The organism is Citrobacter sp. wls708, from assembly GCF_005281255.1.
Classification (GTDB): Bacteria; Pseudomonadota; Gammaproteobacteria; order Enterobacterales; family Enterobacteriaceae; genus Citrobacter; species Citrobacter werkmanii.
The window spans coordinates 444,354-461,990 of sequence record NZ_SZXE01000023.1; the positions used below are offsets into that span (position 1 = coordinate 444,354).

Sequence of the window (17,637 nt, forward strand, 5' to 3'; positions counted from 1 at the left end):
GGCGGGAGAGGACATGGCACAGATCGATTTCCGAAAAAAAATAAACTGGCATCGTCGTTACCGTTCGCCGCAGGGCGTGAAGACTGAGCACGAGATCCTGCGTATTTTCGAAAGCGATCGTGGACGTATTATCAATTCTCCGGCAATTCGCCGACTGCAACAAAAGACCCAGGTCTTTCCGTTGGAACGTAATGCGGCGGTACGCACGCGTTTGACGCACTCAATGGAAGTTCAGCAGGTTGGTCGCTATATCGCGAAAGAGATCCTCAGCCGACTCAAAGAGCAAAAGTTGCTGGAGCAGTATGGTCTGGATGAACTGACGGGACCGTTTGAGAGTATTGTTGAAATGTCCTGCCTGATGCATGACATTGGCAATCCGCCGTTTGGTCACTTTGGTGAAGCGGCGATTAATGACTGGTTCCGCCAGCGACTGTACCCCGCAGATGCGGAAAGTCAGCCACTCAGCGATGACCGTTGCCTGGTGGCGGCATTACGTTTGCGCGAGGGCGAAGAGTCGCTGAATGATATTCGCCGTAAAGTGCGACAGGACCTGTGCCATTTTGAGGGTAATGCGCAAGGGATTCGTCTGGTACATACCCTGATGCGTATGAATCTTACCTGGGCGCAGGTTGGCGGTATTTTGAAATATACCCGCCCGGCGTGGTGGCGCGGCAATGCGCCCGCAACACACAACTATTTAATGAAGAAACCGGGTTATTATCTTTCCGAAGAATCGTATATTGAGAGATTACGTAAAGAATTATCATTAGCGCCTTACAGTCGCTTTCCATTAACCTGGATTATGGAAGCTGCTGATGATATCTCTTATTGTGTGGCCGATCTGGAAGATGCCGTTGAGAAAAGAATCTTTAGCGTCGAACAACTTTATCAGCATCTGTATGCGGCGTGGGGACACCACGAAAAAGGTTCCCTGTTCAGTCTGGTGGTAGAGAACGCCTGGGAGAAATCACGTTCAAATACATTAAGCCGGAGTACCGAAGATCAGTTCTTTATGTATTTACGCGTTAATACATTGAATAAACTGGTGCCGTACGCTGCCCAGCGATTTATCGATAACTTGCCGCAGATTTTCGAGGGATGTTTTAATCACGCGCTGTTAGAAGATGCCAGTAGCTTCAGCCAGTTGCTGGGCGTCTATAAAAATGTGGCGATAAAACATGTCTTTAGCCACCCAGACGTAGAGCAACTGGAGTTACAGGGCTATCGGGTGATAAGCGGGCTGCTGGAAATCTATCAACCGTTATTAAAAATGACTAAGTCAGATTTTACGGAACTGGTCGAAAATGAAAGAGTAAAACGTTTTCCTATCGAGTCCCGGTTATTTCAGAAGTTGTCTACTCGCCATCGCCTTGCTTATGTTGAGGCGGTCAGTAAAATATCGGCTAGTTGCGCTGAGTTTCCTGTTCTGGAATATTATTATCGCTGCCGTTTGATTCAGGATTATATCAGCGGGATGACAGATTTATATGCCTGGGATGAATATCGTCGGTTGATGGCAGTAGAACAATAAATAATCATTTGTAAAGATCGACAATAAAATTTTACTTTTTCCTTAAACTTAAATCTGGAACTTAGCGCTATAAAACGACTCTGACGTATACAGCAATTTTGCGTTACCTGTTAATCGAGAACGAAACACATGAAAAAAACCACATTAGCAATGAGTGCACTGGCTCTGAGTTTAGGTTTGGCGTTGTCCCCCTTGTCTGCAACAGCGGCTGAAACGGCGTCTTCAGCAACGACCGCCCAACAGATGCCAAGCCTGGCCCCGATGCTTGAAAAAGTGATGCCATCGGTGGTGAGTATTAACGTCGAGGGGAGCACGACGGTGAATACGCCGCGCATGCCGCGTAATTTCCAGCAGTTCTTCGGTGATAATTCCCCGTTCTGCCAGGACGGTTCTCCGTTCCAGAGTTCCCCGTTCTGCCAGGGCGGCGCACCGGGCGCTGACAACGGCGGCGGCCAGCAGCAAAAATTTATGGCGCTGGGCTCCGGCGTAATTATTGATGCTGCGAAAGGGTATGTTGTGACCAACAACCACGTGGTGGATAACGCCACGGTAATTAAGGTTCAACTGAGCGATGGTCGTAAGTTTGACGCGAAGATCGTGGGTAAAGATCCGCGCTCCGATATCGCGTTGATCCAGATTCAGGATCCGAAAAACCTGACGGCAATTAAGCTGGCGGATTCCGACGCGCTGCGCGTGGGTGATTACACCGTGGCAATTGGCAACCCGTTTGGTCTCGGTGAGACCGTGACCTCCGGTATCGTTTCTGCGCTGGGTCGTAGCGGCCTGAATGCGGAAAACTACGAGAACTTTATCCAGACGGATGCTGCGATCAACCGGGGCAACTCCGGTGGCGCACTGGTCAACCTGAACGGTGAGCTGATCGGGATTAACACCGCGATCCTCGCGCCGGACGGCGGTAATATCGGGATCGGTTTTGCAATCCCAAGCAACATGGTGAAAAACCTGACCTCGCAGATGGTTGAGTTCGGCCAGGTTAAACGTGGCGAGCTGGGCATCATGGGTACCGAGCTGAGCTCTGAGCTGGCGAAAGCGATGAAAGTTGACGCCCAGCGTGGCGCATTCGTCAGCCAGGTCATGCCGAACTCTTCCGCAGCGAAAGCGGGTATTAAAGCCGGGGATGTGATTACCTCCCTGAACGGTAAACCTATCAGCAGCTTTGCCGCACTGCGTGCGCAGGTGGGAACTATGCCGGTAGGCAGCAAAATTAACCTTGGCCTGCTGCGCGACGGTAAGCCTGTTACTGTGAATCTGGAACTGCAGCAGAGCAGCCAGACCCAGGTTGATTCCAGCTCTATCTTCAAAGGCATTGAAGGTGCTGATATGAGCAACAAGGGCCAGGACAAAGGGGTCGTGGTAAGCGACGTGAAACCGAATTCTCCGGCTGCACAGATTGGCCTGAAGAAAGGGGATGTGATTATCGGTGCTAACCAGCAACCGGTGAAAAATATCGCCGAACTGCGCAAAATTCTCGACAGCAAACCCGCTGTACTGGCGCTGAACATTCAGCGTGGCGACAGCTCCATCTATCTGTTGATGCAGTAATCTCCCTCAACCCCTTCCTGCACAGGAAGGGGTTTCTTTTTGTGATACCTCCCACAACTCCATACTTCTCTCTTCCGCTTTGTGCATTTGCACAATGTTGTCGCTTGTTATCTTCCTTATGCTTGAGCTCTGCTCACAGGAGGGTTTATGGCTGGCTGGCATCTTGATACCAAAATGGCGCAGGATATCGTGGCGCGTACCATGCGCATCATTGATACCAATATCAACGTAATGGATGCCCGTGGGCGGATAATCGGCAGCGGCGATCGCGAACGAATTGGTGAATTGCACGAAGGCGCGCTGCTGGTGCTTTCTCAGGGGCGGGTGGTCGATATTGACGATGCGGTTGCACGGCATTTACACGGTGTGCGACAGGGGATCAATCTGCCGCTGCGTCTTGACGGCGAAATCGTTGGCGTTATCGGTCTTACCGGCGAACCGGAACATCTGCGCAAATACGGCGAATTGGTATGTATGACCGCCGAAATGATGCTGGAACAGTCGCGTCTGATGCATCTTTTAGCCCAGGACAGCCGTCTGCGCGAAGAATTGGTGATGAACCTGATTCAGGCGGAAGAAAATACCCCAGCGCTAATGGAATGGGCGCAGCGTTTAGGCATCGATTTGAACCAGCCGCGCGTGGTAGCGGTAGTCGAAGTCGACAGCGGTCAGCTTGGTGTTGACAGCGCGATGGCTGAACTACAGCAATTACAGAATGCGTTGACCACGCCAGAGCGTAATAATCTGATTGCGATTGTTTCCCTGACTGAGATGGTGGTGCTGAAACCCGCGCTCAATCAGTTTGGCCGCTGGGATGCCGAAGATCATCGCAAGCGCGTTGAACAGCTCATTGCCCGGATGAAAGAGAACGGACAGCTGCGTTTTCGCGTCTCGCTCGGCAACTATTTTACCGGACCTGGCAGCATTGCCCGTTCGTATCGTACGGCGCGTACCACCATGATGGTCGGTAAGCAGCGGATGCCGGAAAGCCGAAGCTATTTCTATCAGGATCTGATGCTGCCGGTACTGCTGGACAGCCTGCGCGGCGGCTGGCAGGCCAATGAGCTGGCGCGTCCGTTGGTACGGTTAAAAGCAATGGATAACAACGGCTTGCTGCGTCGGACATTAGCGGCATGGTTTCGGCATAACGTTCAGCCGCTGGCGACCTCAAAAGCCTTGTTTATTCATCGCAATACGCTGGAGTATCGCCTGAATCGTATTTCAGAACTGACCGGGCTGGATTTGGGGAATTTTGACGACAGGCTGCTGCTGTATGTGGCATTGCAGTTAGATGAGCAGCATTGATTGCCTGATGGCGCGACGCTTATCAGGCAAAATGCCGGGTGGCGGCTTCGCCTTACCCGGCCTACGAATACATCCACTCGCGGTTATTTACGCGTCAGTTTTTCCAGATCGGCTTCAATTTCGCTGATCTTGTTGGTCACGACGCTTTCCAGATGACGTAAATCATCGAGGATCTTACGTTTAAGATCGACTTCGCTGCGATCGCGCTGGCAGATCTGATCCAGTTCATCGATCACATAGCGCAGGTTGGGGCTGATCTCCTGCACTTCTTTATAACCCTGGCCGACGCCATCGGCGACAACCGTTTTACGCTGACGGGGATATTTGAACTTCACGCTCTTGGCAAAAAACTCGCCTTTATCCTTCTGGAAATAGATTTTCAGGATATCGTTGTTGGCTTCTTGCCGCAGGCTGTAACGATCGATCTCTTCAGGATTAGTAATGCCCAGACTTTTCAGATTGTCATACATAGCGGTACCCTTAAGCTCACTATAACCATTGAATAATTAACGAAAAGCCTTGTTTACGCCACTCGCAGATGTAAAAAAAGCGGGCTAAGCCCGCTTTTTCAAATTGCTGTTAGTCGATGGTGCGTAACAGTTCGTTGATTCCCACTTTGCCACGCGTTTTGGCATCAACCTTTTTCACTATCACCGCGCAGTACAGGCTGTATTTGCCATCTTTCGACGGCAGGTTGCCGGAGACGACAACGGAGCCCGCCGGAACGCGGCCATAATGTACTTCGCCAGTTTCACGATCGTAAATACGGGTGCTCTGGCCGATGTACACGCCCATGGAGATAACGGATCCTTCTTCGACGATCACGCCTTCTACGACTTCAGAACGCGCGCCGATGAAGCAGTTGTCTTCAATGATGGTCGGGTTAGCCTGTAACGGCTCCAGTACGCCGCCAATGCCAACGCCGCCGGACAAGTGTACGTTTTTACCGATTTGCGCACAGGACCCGACTGTCGCCCAGGTATCAACCATCGTACCTTCATCAACATAAGCGCCGATGTTCACGTAAGACGGCATCAGCACGGTGTTACGGGCGATAAACGCGCCCTGACGTACTGCCGCAGGCGGCACCACGCGGAAACCTTCTTTCTGAAAACGCGCTTCGTCATAGTCGGCGAATTTCATCGGCACTTTATCGAAGTAACGGCTTTCCGCACCATCGATAACCTGATTATCGTTAATACGAAAAGAGAGCAGGACCGCTTTTTTCAGCCACTGATGCGTGACCCACTGACCCTCAATCTTTTCTGCGACGCGCAGAGCACCGGAATCCAGTAAAGAAATAACCTGATTCACCGCTTCGCGGGTTACGGTATCCACATTTGCCGGAGTAATGTCGGCACGGCGCTCGAAAGCGGATTCAATAACGTTCTGTAACTGCTGCATTGTTAAACTCTTTCCATAATAAATAAAAACATCACCCTTTATCGTTTGGATTGAGGGCCTCTGTCAACCGTTGATGCACTTCCTGCTGCAGCTCATTATTAAGGGCGCGCCGGTCGGCGGTGGCGATTATGAATAAATCTTCTACTCGCTCGCCAATTGTTGTAATTCGGGCGCCATGCAGCGAAATTCCCAGATCGGCAAAAATCTGCCCGACCCGCGCCAGCAGTCCTGGCTGGTCGAGAGCGATAAGCTCGAGGAATGATTTTCGATCGGTATGGGTCGGCAGAAAAGTCACTTCGGTATCGACGGTAAAATGGCGTAATTTTGCCGGCTGGCGACGCGGTTGCGGCGGTTGCCAGCTACGCTGAGTGATCGCCTGTTCCAGCCCGAAGCGGATCGCTTCGTGTCGGTCTGACGACAGCGGGCTACCGTCCGGCTCCAGCACAATGAACGTATCCATCGCCATTCCATCGCGGGTGGTGAAAATCTGCGCATCGTGGACGCTCAGATTACGCCGGTCCAGCTCGGCGCAAACGGCGGCAAACAGATACGGGCGATCCGGACTCCAGATAAAGATTTCCGTTCCTCCACGCGTTGCCTGCGGGCTAAGCAGAATGAGCGGCTCTTTGAGGTCATGTTGTAAGAGATGACGCGCATGCCAGGCCAGTTGATTTGGACTGTGGCGCACGAAATAGTTTGCCCGACAGCGTGACCAGATATGGTGTAGCGCTTCTTCATCAATGTTATCCATCCGCAATAACGCCAGCGCCTGAAGCTGATGGTGACGCACGCGCTCGCGCATATCCGGCGTGTTTTGCATCCCACGACGTAGCTGTTTTTCCGTGGCAAAGTACAGCTCGCGCAGCAGGCTTTGCTTCCAGCTATTCCACAGCGTTTCGTTGGTGGCGCAAATATCCGCGACGGTCAGGCACACCAAAAAGCGCAGGCGGTGTTCCGTTTGCACTTCTTCGGCGAATTGCTTAATCACTTCGGGATCCTGAATATCGCGACGTTGAGCGGTTACTGACATCAGTAAATGCTGGCGCACCAGCCACACGATCAGCTGTGTTTCGCGGGAGTTCAGGCCGTGCAGTTCGGCGAATTTGAGTACGTCCTGAGCACCGAGAACCGAATGATCGCCACCGCGGCCTTTGGCGATATCATGGAACAACGCGGCAATCAGAATCAGCTCCGGCTGCCGCAGGCGCGGCCACAGATCCACACACAGCGGATGGCGCTGGCGGGTCTCTTCGTTGGCAAAACTTTCCAGCTTGAGCATTACGCGGATGGTGTGTTCATCTACCGTATAGGCATGAAACAGGTCAAACTGCATTTGGCCGACGATATGCGACCATTGCGGCATATAGGCCCACAATACGCTGTGGCGATGCATCGGCAGCAGACCACGACTCACCGCGCCCGGATGGCGTAACATGCTGAGAAACAGCGAGCGCGCTTCCGGGATGTAGCATAACGGTTGCGTTAAATGACGACGGGCATGGCGCAGATGGCGCAGCGTGGTGGAGTAAATCCCACTGATTGCGCTGTTACGCACCATAATGTAGAACATCCGCAATATCGCTTCGGGTTTGCGGATAAACAGGTCATCGCTGCGCAGATCAATCAAGGAGCCACGCAGTTGAAAGTCGTCATCAATCGGACGCGGCTTTTCGTCGGCGGGCATAGCGAGGATCGCCTCGTCGAACAGCTGCAACAGCATGTGGTTCAGTTCGCTGACCCGTCGCGTAACGCGGAAATAGTCTTTCATCATCCGCTCGATTGGCTCGTTGCCCTCACCGCCGTAGTTTAGCCGTTGGGCTACGCTGAGCTGACGATCAAACAGCAGGCGGTTATCGTAACGACTCACGATCAGGTGCAGAGCAAAGCGTATGCGCCACAGGATATGCAAGCATTCATTCAGCTCGGCACGCTCCGCCAGCGTCAAAAAACCAAAACCAACCATTTCATCCAGCGACGTGGCGCCAAAATGGCGGCGGGCGACCCATTGTAGAGTGTGGATGTCGCGCAGGCCGCCGGGGCTGCTTTTGATATCGGGTTCCAGATTGTAGCTGGTGCCGTGATAACGCTGGTGGCGTTGATTTTGCTCTTCCACTTTGGCGGCGTAAAACTTATCGGACGGCCAGAAACCTTCGCTAAAAATATGCTTTTGTAGCTCAAGAAACAGCGCCACGTCGCCAATCAGCAGGCGTGTTTCTATCAGATTGGTGGCGACGGTTAAATCTGATAAACCTTCCAGCAGACACTCTTCCAGCGTACGCACGCTGTGGCCCACTTCCAGCCTCACGTCCCACAACAGCGTTAACAGCTCACCGACTTTTTCGGCCTGCGCGTCAGGGAGCTTTTTACGGCTGAGGATCAACAGGTCGATATCGGAAAGCGGGTGCAGTTCGCCGCGCCCGTAACCTCCAACGGCAACCAGCGCCAGGTCGGCAATTTGGCCAAAACCGGCTTCAATCCACAGGCGCTGTAGCAACTGGTCAATAAATTCGGTACGGGCCTCAATGAGCTGTTCAGCGGAAATTCCGCTGTCAAACGCTTCGCCTAACCAGCGCTGGAACGTGTCGATATGCGCTTTAATGCCGGCGCAGTTGAGATCATTCTGTGGCCAGGTTCCGGGGTTTTGCGGTTGGCCAGGCAGGGTGGGGAGGGCTGTATTTGCGTGCTGTTCAGGAAGAGTATTCATTATGCGCCACCCATTAAAAAGCCGGATGATGGCGTGAACGCCTTATCCGGCCTACGAAGTAGTACAATTTGTAGGCCTGATAAGATGCGGAGGCATCGCCATCAGGCAAAACATTATTCGTCGTGAGTGATGATCGCCGGGATGGTGTCATCCTTGCGTAACGTCAGGATCTCACAGCCGTTTTCCGTCACTACAATAGTATGCTCGTACTGAGCAGACAAGCTGCGGTCTTTGGTTTTCACCGTCCAGCCGTCTTTCATGGTGCGGATGCGGTAATCACCGGCATTCAGCATCGGTTCTACGGTGAAAGTCATGCCAGGCTGCAGTACCACGCCGCCGTCGTCCGCATCGTAGTGCAGAACCTGAGGCTCCTCGTGGAAGCCGCGACCGATACCGTGACCGCAGTATTCACGTACTACAGAGAAGCCTTCGCCTTCCGCGTATTTCTGAATCGCAGCGCCCAACGTGCGCAGGCGAATGCCCGGTTTAACCATCCGCAGCGCCAGATACAGGCTTTCCTGCGTTACACGGCACAGACGTTCGCCCAGAATGGTGGGTTTGCCGACGATAAACATTTTGGAGGTATCGCCGTGGAATTCGTCTTTAATCACGGTCACGTCGATGTTAACGATATCACCATCTTTCAGGTGCTTAGCGTCGTCCGGGATCCCGTGGCACACCACTTCGTTAATCGAGATACACACGGATTTAGGGTAACCGTGGTAGCCCAGGCACGCGGAAATGGCCTGCTGCTCATTAACGATATAGTCGTTACAGATGCGATCCAGTTCGCCGGTGCTGACGCCCGGTTTGATAAACGGTTCGATCATCTCCAGTACTTCCGCCGCCAGACGGCCAGCGACGCGCATTTTTTCGATTTCTTCAGGGGTCTTGATTGAGATAGCCATGAATTCTGTCCATCAGTGCCGATTATTTTCGGCAATAATTGTGTAAGTGCTGACAATGGTATCAGTCAGGGGTGTACCCTGCCAAATTGAGAATCATTCTGAACTTCGCCTTTCGTGCCACAGGTGCGTTGGCTACATTTTTTCACCCCAGTCACTTACTGGCCGTAAGCTCCCGGGGATTCAAAAATTTGCCGCCTGCCTGTAACACGAAATTCATCGTTCAATTCAGCACTGAGTGCCAACAATTATTGGTGTCGGTGGCGTATTTGTGGTATAAAGCGCGCCGGACTTCCGATCCATTCGAAGACTACACACGATGGACGGGAGCGACAAATCTCACTTTGTGTAACAACACACACGTATCGGCACATATTCCGGGGTGCCCTTTGGGGTCGGTAATATGGGATGCGTGGAGGCTTAACCCCAACTTTTATATATAGAGGTTTTAATCATGGCAACTGTTTCCATGCGCGACATGCTCAAGGCTGGTGTTCACTTTGGTCACCAGACCCGTTACTGGAACCCGAAAATGAAGCCGTTCATCTTCGGTGCGCGTAACAAAGTTCACATCATCAACCTTGAGAAAACTGTACCGATGTTCAACGAAGCTCTGGCTGAACTGAACAAGATCTCTGCTCGTAAAGGTAAAATCCTTTTCGTTGGTACTAAACGCGCTGCAAGCGAAGCGGTGAAAGAAGCTGCTAACAGCTGCGACCAGTTCTTCGTGAACCATCGCTGGCTGGGCGGTATGCTGACTAACTGGAAAACCGTTCGTCAGTCCATCAAACGTCTGAAAGATCTGGAAACTCAGTCTCAGGACGGTACTTTCGAAAAGCTGACCAAGAAAGAAGCGCTGATGCGTACTCGTGAGCTTGAGAAACTGGAAAACAGCCTGGGCGGTATCAAAGACATGGGCGGTCTGCCGGACGCTCTGTTCGTAATTGATGCTGACCACGAGCACATTGCTATCAAAGAAGCAAACAACCTGGGTATCCCGGTATTTGCTATCGTTGATACCAACTCTGATCCGGACGGTGTTGACTTCGTTATCCCGGGTAACGACGACGCAATCCGTGCTGTGACCCTGTACCTGGGCGCTGTAGCTACTACCGTTCGTGAAGGCCGTTCTCAGGATCTGGCTTCCCAGGCGGAAGAAAGCTTCGTAGAAGCTGAATAATAAGGCACGCTCGTTCGAGCCCCCTTATAAACCAGGTAGTATCACGTTTGGTTAGGGGCCCTTTAGGCCCCTTTTTCACTTTTAAATCTGTGCGGTTTCATGCCGGGCAGATCAAATCTTCCGAGGATTTTAGAATGGCTGAAATTACCGCATCCCTGGTAAAAGAGCTGCGTGAGCGTACTGGCGCAGGCATGATGGATTGCAAAAAAGCACTGACTGAAGCTAATGGCGACATCGAGCTGGCAATCGAAAACATGCGTAAGTCCGGCGCAATCAAAGCGGCGAAAAAAGCAGGCAACGTTGCTGCTGACGGCGTAATCAAAACCAAAATCGACGGCAACATCGCTTTCATTCTGGAAGTTAACTGCCAGACTGACTTCGTTGCTAAAGATGCTGGTTTCCAGGCATTTGCTGACAAAGTACTGGACGCTGCCGTTGCTGGCAAAATCACTGACGTTGAAGTTCTGAAAGCACAGTTCGAAGAAGAACGTGTTGCGCTGGTTGCTAAAATCGGTGAGAACATCAACATTCGTCGCGTGGCTTCCCTGGAAGGCGAAGTTCTGGGTAACTACCAGCACGGTGCGCGTATCGGTGTTCTGGTTGCTGCTACTGGCGCTGACGAAGAACTGGTTAAACAGCTGGCAATGCACGTTGCTGCAAGCAAACCAGAATTCGTTAAGCCGGAAGACGTTTCTGCTGAAGTGGTAGAGAAAGAATACCAGGTTCAGCTGGACATCGCCATGCAGTCTGGCAAGCCGAAAGAAATCGCAGAGAAAATGGTTGAAGGCCGTATGAAGAAATTCACCGGCGAAGTTTCTCTGACTGGCCAGCCTTTCGTTATGGAACCGAGCAAATCTGTTGGTCAGTTGCTGAAAGAGCACAACGCTGACGTAACTGGTTTCATCCGCTTCGAAGTGGGTGAAGGCATCGAGAAAGTTGAGACTGACTTTGCAGCAGAAGTTGCTGCGATGTCCAAGCAGTCTTAATTTTTAAAGGAGCCGCCTGAGGGCGGCTTCTTTTTGTGTCTGGCTTGTAAATTCAGCGAACCGCTATAGTGGTCATGCTGAAAAGCGACATACAATGTCGCCGGAATTAACTCATCTCATTCGTTGACAGTCTCAGGAAAGAAACATGGCTACCAATGCAAAACCCGTCTACAAACGTATTCTGCTTAAGTTAAGTGGCGAAGCTCTGCAAGGTTCAGAAGGCTTCGGTATTGATGCAAGCATACTTGACCGTATGGCTCAGGAAATCAAAGAGCTGGTTGAGCTGGGTATTCAGGTTGGCGTAGTGATTGGTGGCGGTAACCTGTTCCGTGGTGCTGGTCTGGCGAAAGCAGGGATGAACCGCGTTGTGGGCGACCACATGGGCATGTTAGCCACCGTAATGAACGGTCTGGCGATGCGCGATGCGCTTCACCGCGCCTATGTGAACGCTCGCTTGATGTCCGCCATTCCTCTGAACGGCGTGTGTGATAACTACAGCTGGGCGGAAGCTATCAGCCTGCTGCGTAACAACCGCGTTGTTATTTTGTCTGCGGGTACCGGCAATCCGTTCTTCACTACTGATTCAGCAGCCTGTCTGCGCGGTATTGAAATTGAAGCGGATGTGGTACTGAAAGCTACCAAAGTGGACGGCGTATTTACTGCCGACCCGGCTAAAGATCCTACGGCGACCATGTACGAACAGTTGACCTACACTGAAGTACTGGATAAAGAGCTGAAAGTGATGGATCTGGCGGCGTTCACGCTGGCTCGTGACCACAAATTACCGATTCGTGTCTTTAACATGAACAAACCGGGTGCGTTGCGCCGTGTTGTTATGGGTGAAAAAGAAGGCACGTTAATCACGGAATAATTCCCGTTGCGGCTAAATGCAGGTAATATTCCGCTTTAATGTCGCGGGATACGTCCCTCAAAATTAATCAAGACTATACTTGTCACAGCTTGCGTGGTGGGTGTGGTCTGACTGAAACGAGCTTTCAAGGATTCGTAACGTGATCAACGATATCAGAAAAGATGCTGAAGTACGCATGGACAAATGCGTCGAAGCGTTCAAAAATCAAATCAGCAAAATTCGTACGGGCCGTGCTTCTCCTAGCCTGCTGGATGGTATTGTCGTGGAATATTACGGCACGCCGACTCCGCTGCGCCAGCTGGCAAGCGTAACGGTTGAAGATTCCCGTACCCTGAAAATCAACGTGTTTGACCGTTCCATGGGACCAGCCGTTGAAAAAGCAATTATGGCTTCCGACCTTGGTCTGAATCCAAGTTCAGCGGGTTCCGACATCCGCGTTCCGCTGCCGCCGCTGACCGAAGAGCGTCGTAAAGATCTGACCAAGATCGTGCGTGGCGAAGCTGAAGGCGCGCGTGTTGCCGTACGTAACGTACGCCGCGATGCAAACGACAAAGTGAAAGCGCTGTTGAAAGATAAAGAGATCAGCGAAGACGACGATCGCCGCTCTCAGGACGAAGTACAGAAACTGACTGACGCAGCGATCAAGAAAGTTGATGCGGCGCTGGCAGAGAAAGAAACGGAACTGATGCAGTTCTGATTCATCTGTACGCTAAAAACGCCGCTTAGAAGGCCTGCAAAGGCTGGATGGCGGCGTTTTGCTTTTTTCTGTCTATACCCTATTTTTCTGGATGTCTCATGAAGCAATTAACCATCCTGGGATCAACCGGTTCCATTGGTTGCAGTACGCTGGATGTAGTACGCCATAACCCGGAAAAATTTCGTGTTGCTGCGTTGGTTGCGGGAAAGAATGTTGCCCGTATGGTGGAGCAATGCCTGGAATTTTCTCCTCGCTACGCGGTAATGGACGATGAAAAAAGCGCGGCATTGCTAAAATCGGCTCTGCTGGAGCAGGGTAGCCGCACTGAAGTTATGAGCGGACAGCAGGCTGCCTGTGATATGTCCGCGCTGGATGATGTTGATCAGGTCATGGCGGCGATTGTCGGCGCAGCGGGCCTGCTGCCGACGCTTTCGGCAATCCGCGCGGGCAAAAGCATTTTGCTGGCGAACAAAGAGTCTCTGGTCACCTGCGGACGTCTGTTTATGGACGACGTGAAACGCCACAAAGCGCAGCTTTTGCCGGTAGATAGCGAGCATAACGCGATTTTTCAGAGTTTACCGCAACCGATCCAACTCAATCTGGGATACGCTGACCTTGAGCAAAACGGCGTCGTGTCCGTACTGCTTACCGGGTCTGGTGGCCCTTTCCGTGAAACGCCATTGCGCGATCTGGTTGCTATGACCCCCGATCAGGCATGTCGTCATCCGAATTGGTCGATGGGACGAAAAATCTCTGTCGATTCAGCCACCATGATGAATAAAGGTCTGGAATACATTGAAGCGCGTTGGTTATTCAATGCCAGCGCAAGCCAGATGGAAGTGCTGATTCATCCGCAGTCGGTTATTCATTCGATGGTACGTTATCAGGATGGCAGCGTTCTGGCGCAGTTGGGGGAACCTGACATGCGTACACCTATTGCCCATACGATGGCATGGCCGGAACGTGTGAAGTCTGGCGTTAAGCCTGTCGACTTTTGCCAACTCAGTGCGTTGACGTTTTCCGCACCTGATTATCAGCGCTATCCGTGCCTGAAACTGGCGATGGACGCGTTTGAGCAAGGGCAGGCGGCAACGACCGCACTGAACGCCGCGAATGAAATTACCGTTGCCGCATTTCTGGCGCAGCAGATTCGATTTACCGATATTGCCGATCTTAATTTATCCGTACTGGATAAGATGGATTTGCAGGAGCCGCAGAGCGTTGATGACGTGCTGAAGGTTGATACCATCGCGCGGGAAGTCGCCAGAAAAGAAGTGATGCGACTCTCAAGCTGATGATAATCCCTCTACGGAAGATCGTGCTATTTGTTAGCGTTGGGCTTCAGTGATATAGTCTGCGCCACTCGATCGCGGGTAGTTGCTTTTTTTCGGTCGGGTAAGCCGTGGTTTGACACGGCTTTTTTGTGGATGGGCTTCAGTATTCCTGAGTACCGTAAATCCTTTCAGGGACTAAAAACGCGTTATGTTGTCTGCAACTAAACCATTAAGCGAAAATTTGCCAGCACATGGTTGCCGCCATGTAGCAATCATCATGGATGGCAATGGCCGCTGGGCGAAAAAGCAAGGGAAGATTCGCGCCTTTGGGCATAAGGCCGGAGCAAAATCCGTCCGCCGGGCTGTCTCTTTTGCTGCCAATAACGGTATTGATGCGTTAACGCTGTATGCCTTTAGCAGTGAGAACTGGAACCGACCTGCGCAGGAAGTGAGCGCGTTAATGGAACTGTTTGTGTGGGCGCTTGATAGCGAAGTGAAAAACCTGCACCGCCATAACGTACGTCTGCGTATTATCGGGGATATCAGTCGATTTAACTCACGTTTGCAAGAACGGATTCGCAAATCAGAAGCGCTTACCGCCCAGAATACCGGGTTGACGCTGAATATTGCAGCGAATTACGGTGGACGGTGGGATATTGTCCAGGGAGTCAGGCAACTGGCACAACAGGTGCAGGAAGGTCTGCTGCGCCCAGAGCAAATCGATGAAGAGATGCTTGGGCAGCAAATTTGTATGCATGAACTGGCCCCTGTGGATTTAGTGATAAGGACTGGGGGAGAACATCGAATTAGTAATTTTTTGTTGTGGCAAATTGCCTATGCCGAACTTTACTTTACGGATGTTCTCTGGCCCGATTTCGATGAACAAGACTTTGAAGGTGCGCTGCATGCCTTTGCTAATCGTGAGCGTCGTTTCGGCGGCACCGAGCCCGGTGATGAAAAAGCCTGATGGGGGTCGCTTTTGCTGAAGTATCGCCTGATTTCTGCTTTTGTTTTAATACCCGTTGTCATCGCGGCGTTGTTTTTGCTGCCGCCGGTGGGGTTCGCCATTGTTACGCTGGTTGTCTGTATGTTGGCCGCCTGGGAATGGGGACAGTTAAGCGGTTTTACCACGCGTACACAGCGAGTCTGGCTGGCGGTTTTGTGCGGGCTATTGCTGGCGCTAATGCTATTTTTACTGCCAGAATACCATCGCAATATTCATCAGCCGCTGGTTGAGGTATCGCTATGGGCGTCGCTGGGTTGGTGGATCGTCGCGCTGTTACTGGTACTGTTTTACCCAGGTTCTGCGTCGGTCTGGCGTAATTCCAAAACATTACGCATAATTTTCGGCGTGCTAACCATTGTTCCTTTCTTTTGGGGAATGCTGGCACTACGGGCATGGCACTATGATGAAAATCATTATAGTGGCGCGCTATGGCTGCTGTATGTCATGATCCTCGTCTGGGGAGCGGACTCTGGCGCGTATATGTTTGGTAAGCTGTTTGGCAAACACAAACTGGCACCGAAGGTTTCTCCTGGTAAAACCTGGCAGGGTTTTATTGGCGGACTCGCCACTGCGGCCGTAATCTCATGGGGTTATGGCATGTGGGCGGATCTTGAAGTTGCGCCTGTCACCTTGCTCATTTGCTCCATCGTTGCAGCCCTGGCCTCCGTGCTGGGTGACCTGACTGAGAGTATGTTTAAGCGTGAAGCAGGTATTAAGGACAGTGGTCACTTAATTCCAGGACACGGCGGTATTCTGGATCGTATTGATAGCCTGACGGCTGCGGTACCGGTCTTTGCCTGCCTGTTGTTACTGGTATTCAGGACGCTCTAACGGATGGTCTTATGCTGAGTATTCTCTGGAATCTGGCTGCATTCATCGTCGCACTCGGTGTGCTTATCACCGTGCATGAATTTGGTCATTTCTGGGTTGCACGGCGCTGCGGAGTCCGCGTTGAGCGCTTTTCCATTGGCTTTGGAAAAGCGCTTTGGCGTCGTACCGATAAACTGGGTACAGAATACGTCATCGCTCTAATCCCCCTCGGCGGTTACGTCAAAATGCTGGATGAGCGCGCTGAACCGGTGGTACCGGAGCTGCGCCATTACGCTTTCAACAATAAAACGGTTGGGCAGCGCGCGGCTATTATCGCCGCAGGTCCGATCGCAAACTTCCTTTTTGCTATTTTCGCTTATTGGCTGGTGTTTATCATTGGCGTTCCTGGCGTTCGTCCGGTTGTTGGTGAAATAACACCCAACTCGATTGCTGCGCAGGCGCAAATTCAGCCTGGTACGGAACTAAAAGCGGTTGATGGTATCGAAACCCCTGATTGGGATGCCGTGAGACTGCAGTTGGTTTCCAAAATTGGCGATGAGCATACAACGCTCAGCGTGGCGCAGTTTGGCAGTAACCAGCGGCAGGACAAAACGCTGGATTTGCGCCATTGGGCATTTGAGCCAGACAAACAGGATCCCGTCGCCAGTTTAGGGATTCGCCCACGCGGTCCGCAGATTGAATCGGTGCTGTCAGAAGTGCAGGCTAACTCGGCTGCAAGTAAGGCGGGTTTGCAAGCTGGCGACAGGATCGTTAAAGTCAATGGTCAGCCGCTGACGCAATGGATGATGTTCGTGACGCTGGTGCGCGATAATCCGGATAAGCCGTTAGCGCTAGATATTGAAAGACAAGGCAGTTCCTTGTCTTTAACGTTAACCCCGGATTCAAAACAGGTTAACGGGAAGGCGGAAGGTTTTGCGGGCGTGGTGCCTAAAATTATTCCTCTGCCTGATGAGTATAAGACTGTACGCCAGTATGGACCCTTCAGCGCCATCGTCGAAGCCTCGGATAAAACGTGGCAGTTGATGAAGCTGACGGTCAGTATGCTGGGAAAATTGATTACCGGTGATGTAAAACTGAACAACCTCAGTGGGCCGATTTCTATCGCCCAGGGGGCTGGGATGTCAGCGGAGTTCGGGGTGATTTATTACCTGATGTTCCTTGCGCTTATCAGCGTGAACTTAGGGATAATTAACCTGTTTCCGTTGCCCGTTCTTGACGGGGGGCATCTGCTGTTCCTGGCGATTGAAAAGCTGAAGGGCGGTCCGGTATCCGAGCGGGTTCAAGACTTTAGTTATCGCATTGGCTCTATCTTGCTGGTGTTGTTAATGGGGCTTGCACTTTTCAATGATTTCTCTCGGTTGTAAGAGAGTGTTAGGAAGA

General features: G+C 51.8%; 15 protein-coding genes. 11 read left to right on the forward strand and 4 right to left on the reverse strand.

Annotated elements, in window-relative coordinates; all coding sequences use genetic code 11:
- Window positions 1-13: 13 nt before the first annotated feature.
- The 3 genes from dgt (at window position 14) to cdaR (ending at window position 4,399) form a co-directional block, all read left to right on the forward strand.
- Window positions 14-1,531 carry a dGTPase gene (gene dgt, locus FDW97_RS17630; RefSeq protein ID WP_137351395.1) on the forward strand — a complete coding sequence of 506 codons (1,518 nt, stop codon included), beginning with the start codon at window positions 14-16 and terminating at the stop codon, window positions 1,529-1,531.
- A 129-nt stretch (window positions 1,532-1,660) separates the two neighbouring features.
- Entirely contained in the window at window positions 1,661-3,094 is a 1,434-nt protein-coding gene (degP, locus tag FDW97_RS17635) for a serine endoprotease DegP (RefSeq protein WP_005132129.1), read from the forward strand.
- A gap of 147 nt (window positions 3,095-3,241) precedes the next feature.
- Window positions 3,242-4,399 (forward strand): DNA-binding transcriptional regulator CdaR, encoded by a 1,158-nt coding sequence (cdaR, locus tag FDW97_RS17640; RefSeq protein ID WP_038637395.1) that lies wholly within the window; start codon window positions 3,242-3,244, stop codon window positions 4,397-4,399.
- Window positions 4,400-4,482: 83 nt separating this feature from the next.
- Here the strand turns inward: cdaR and FDW97_RS17645 are convergent, their stop codons facing one another.
- The 4 genes from FDW97_RS17645 to map all read right to left on the reverse strand — a co-directional run bounded on the left by FDW97_RS17645 (window position 4,483) and on the right by map (window position 9,415).
- Complete coding sequence (locus tag FDW97_RS17645; protein ID WP_003018562.1) at window positions 4,483-4,869, reverse strand: DUF3461 family protein; 387 nt, start codon at window positions 4,867-4,869, stop codon at window positions 4,483-4,485.
- Window positions 4,870-4,978: 109 nt separating this feature from the next.
- Window positions 4,979-5,803 (reverse strand): 2,3,4,5-tetrahydropyridine-2,6-dicarboxylate N-succinyltransferase, encoded by an 825-nt coding sequence (dapD, locus tag FDW97_RS17650; RefSeq protein WP_006686779.1) that lies wholly within the window; start codon window positions 5,801-5,803, stop codon window positions 4,979-4,981.
- 31 nt (window positions 5,804-5,834) lie between these two features.
- Entirely contained in the window at window positions 5,835-8,507 is a 2,673-nt protein-coding gene (gene glnD, locus FDW97_RS17655; RefSeq protein WP_137351396.1) for a bifunctional uridylyltransferase/uridylyl-removing protein GlnD, read from the reverse strand.
- Window positions 8,508-8,620: 113 nt separating this feature from the next.
- A complete protein-coding gene (gene map / locus FDW97_RS17660) occupies window positions 8,621-9,415 on the reverse strand; it encodes a type I methionyl aminopeptidase (protein WP_038637400.1) in 795 nt (264 codons plus the stop codon).
- Between the two features lie 451 nt (window positions 9,416-9,866).
- On the opposite strand from map, the gene rpsB reads away from it, so the two are divergent.
- The 8 genes from rpsB (at window position 9,867) to rseP (ending at window position 17,621) form a co-directional block, all read left to right on the forward strand.
- Window positions 9,867-10,592 (forward strand): 30S ribosomal protein S2, encoded by a 726-nt coding sequence (gene rpsB / locus FDW97_RS17665; protein ID WP_003018553.1) that lies wholly within the window; start codon window positions 9,867-9,869, stop codon window positions 10,590-10,592.
- Window positions 10,593-10,726: 134 nt separating this feature from the next.
- Window positions 10,727-11,578, forward strand: coding sequence for a translation elongation factor Ts (gene tsf / locus FDW97_RS17670; RefSeq protein ID WP_003018551.1), 852 nt, complete (start codon window positions 10,727-10,729; stop codon window positions 11,576-11,578).
- Window positions 11,579-11,723: 145 nt separating this feature from the next.
- Window positions 11,724-12,449: a UMP kinase gene (gene pyrH / locus FDW97_RS17675; RefSeq protein WP_003018549.1), complete on the forward strand. Its 726-nt coding sequence runs from the start codon at window positions 11,724-11,726 to the stop codon at window positions 12,447-12,449.
- A 139-nt stretch (window positions 12,450-12,588) separates the two neighbouring features.
- The gene (gene frr, locus FDW97_RS17680; protein WP_006686783.1) at window positions 12,589-13,146 is read left to right on the forward strand and encodes a ribosome recycling factor; all 558 of its coding nucleotides are present in this window, start codon (window positions 12,589-12,591) and stop codon (window positions 13,144-13,146) included.
- 98 nt (window positions 13,147-13,244) lie between these two features.
- Complete coding sequence (ispC, locus tag FDW97_RS17685; RefSeq protein WP_137351397.1) at window positions 13,245-14,441, forward strand: 1-deoxy-D-xylulose-5-phosphate reductoisomerase; 1,197 nt, start codon at window positions 13,245-13,247, stop codon at window positions 14,439-14,441.
- 187 nt (window positions 14,442-14,628) lie between these two features.
- The gene (ispU, locus tag FDW97_RS17690; RefSeq protein ID WP_032940405.1) at window positions 14,629-15,387 is read left to right on the forward strand and encodes a (2E,6E)-farnesyl-diphosphate-specific ditrans,polycis-undecaprenyl-diphosphate synthase; all 759 of its coding nucleotides are present in this window, start codon (window positions 14,629-14,631) and stop codon (window positions 15,385-15,387) included.
- A 12-nt stretch (window positions 15,388-15,399) separates the two neighbouring features.
- Window positions 15,400-16,257 carry a phosphatidate cytidylyltransferase gene (gene cdsA / locus FDW97_RS17695; protein WP_085048275.1) on the forward strand — a complete coding sequence of 286 codons (858 nt, stop codon included), beginning with the start codon at window positions 15,400-15,402 and terminating at the stop codon, window positions 16,255-16,257.
- A gap of 11 nt (window positions 16,258-16,268) precedes the next feature.
- Window positions 16,269-17,621 (forward strand): sigma E protease regulator RseP, encoded by a 1,353-nt coding sequence (gene rseP, locus FDW97_RS17700; protein WP_038637407.1) that lies wholly within the window; start codon window positions 16,269-16,271, stop codon window positions 17,619-17,621.
- Window positions 17,622-17,637: the final 16 nt, after the last annotated feature.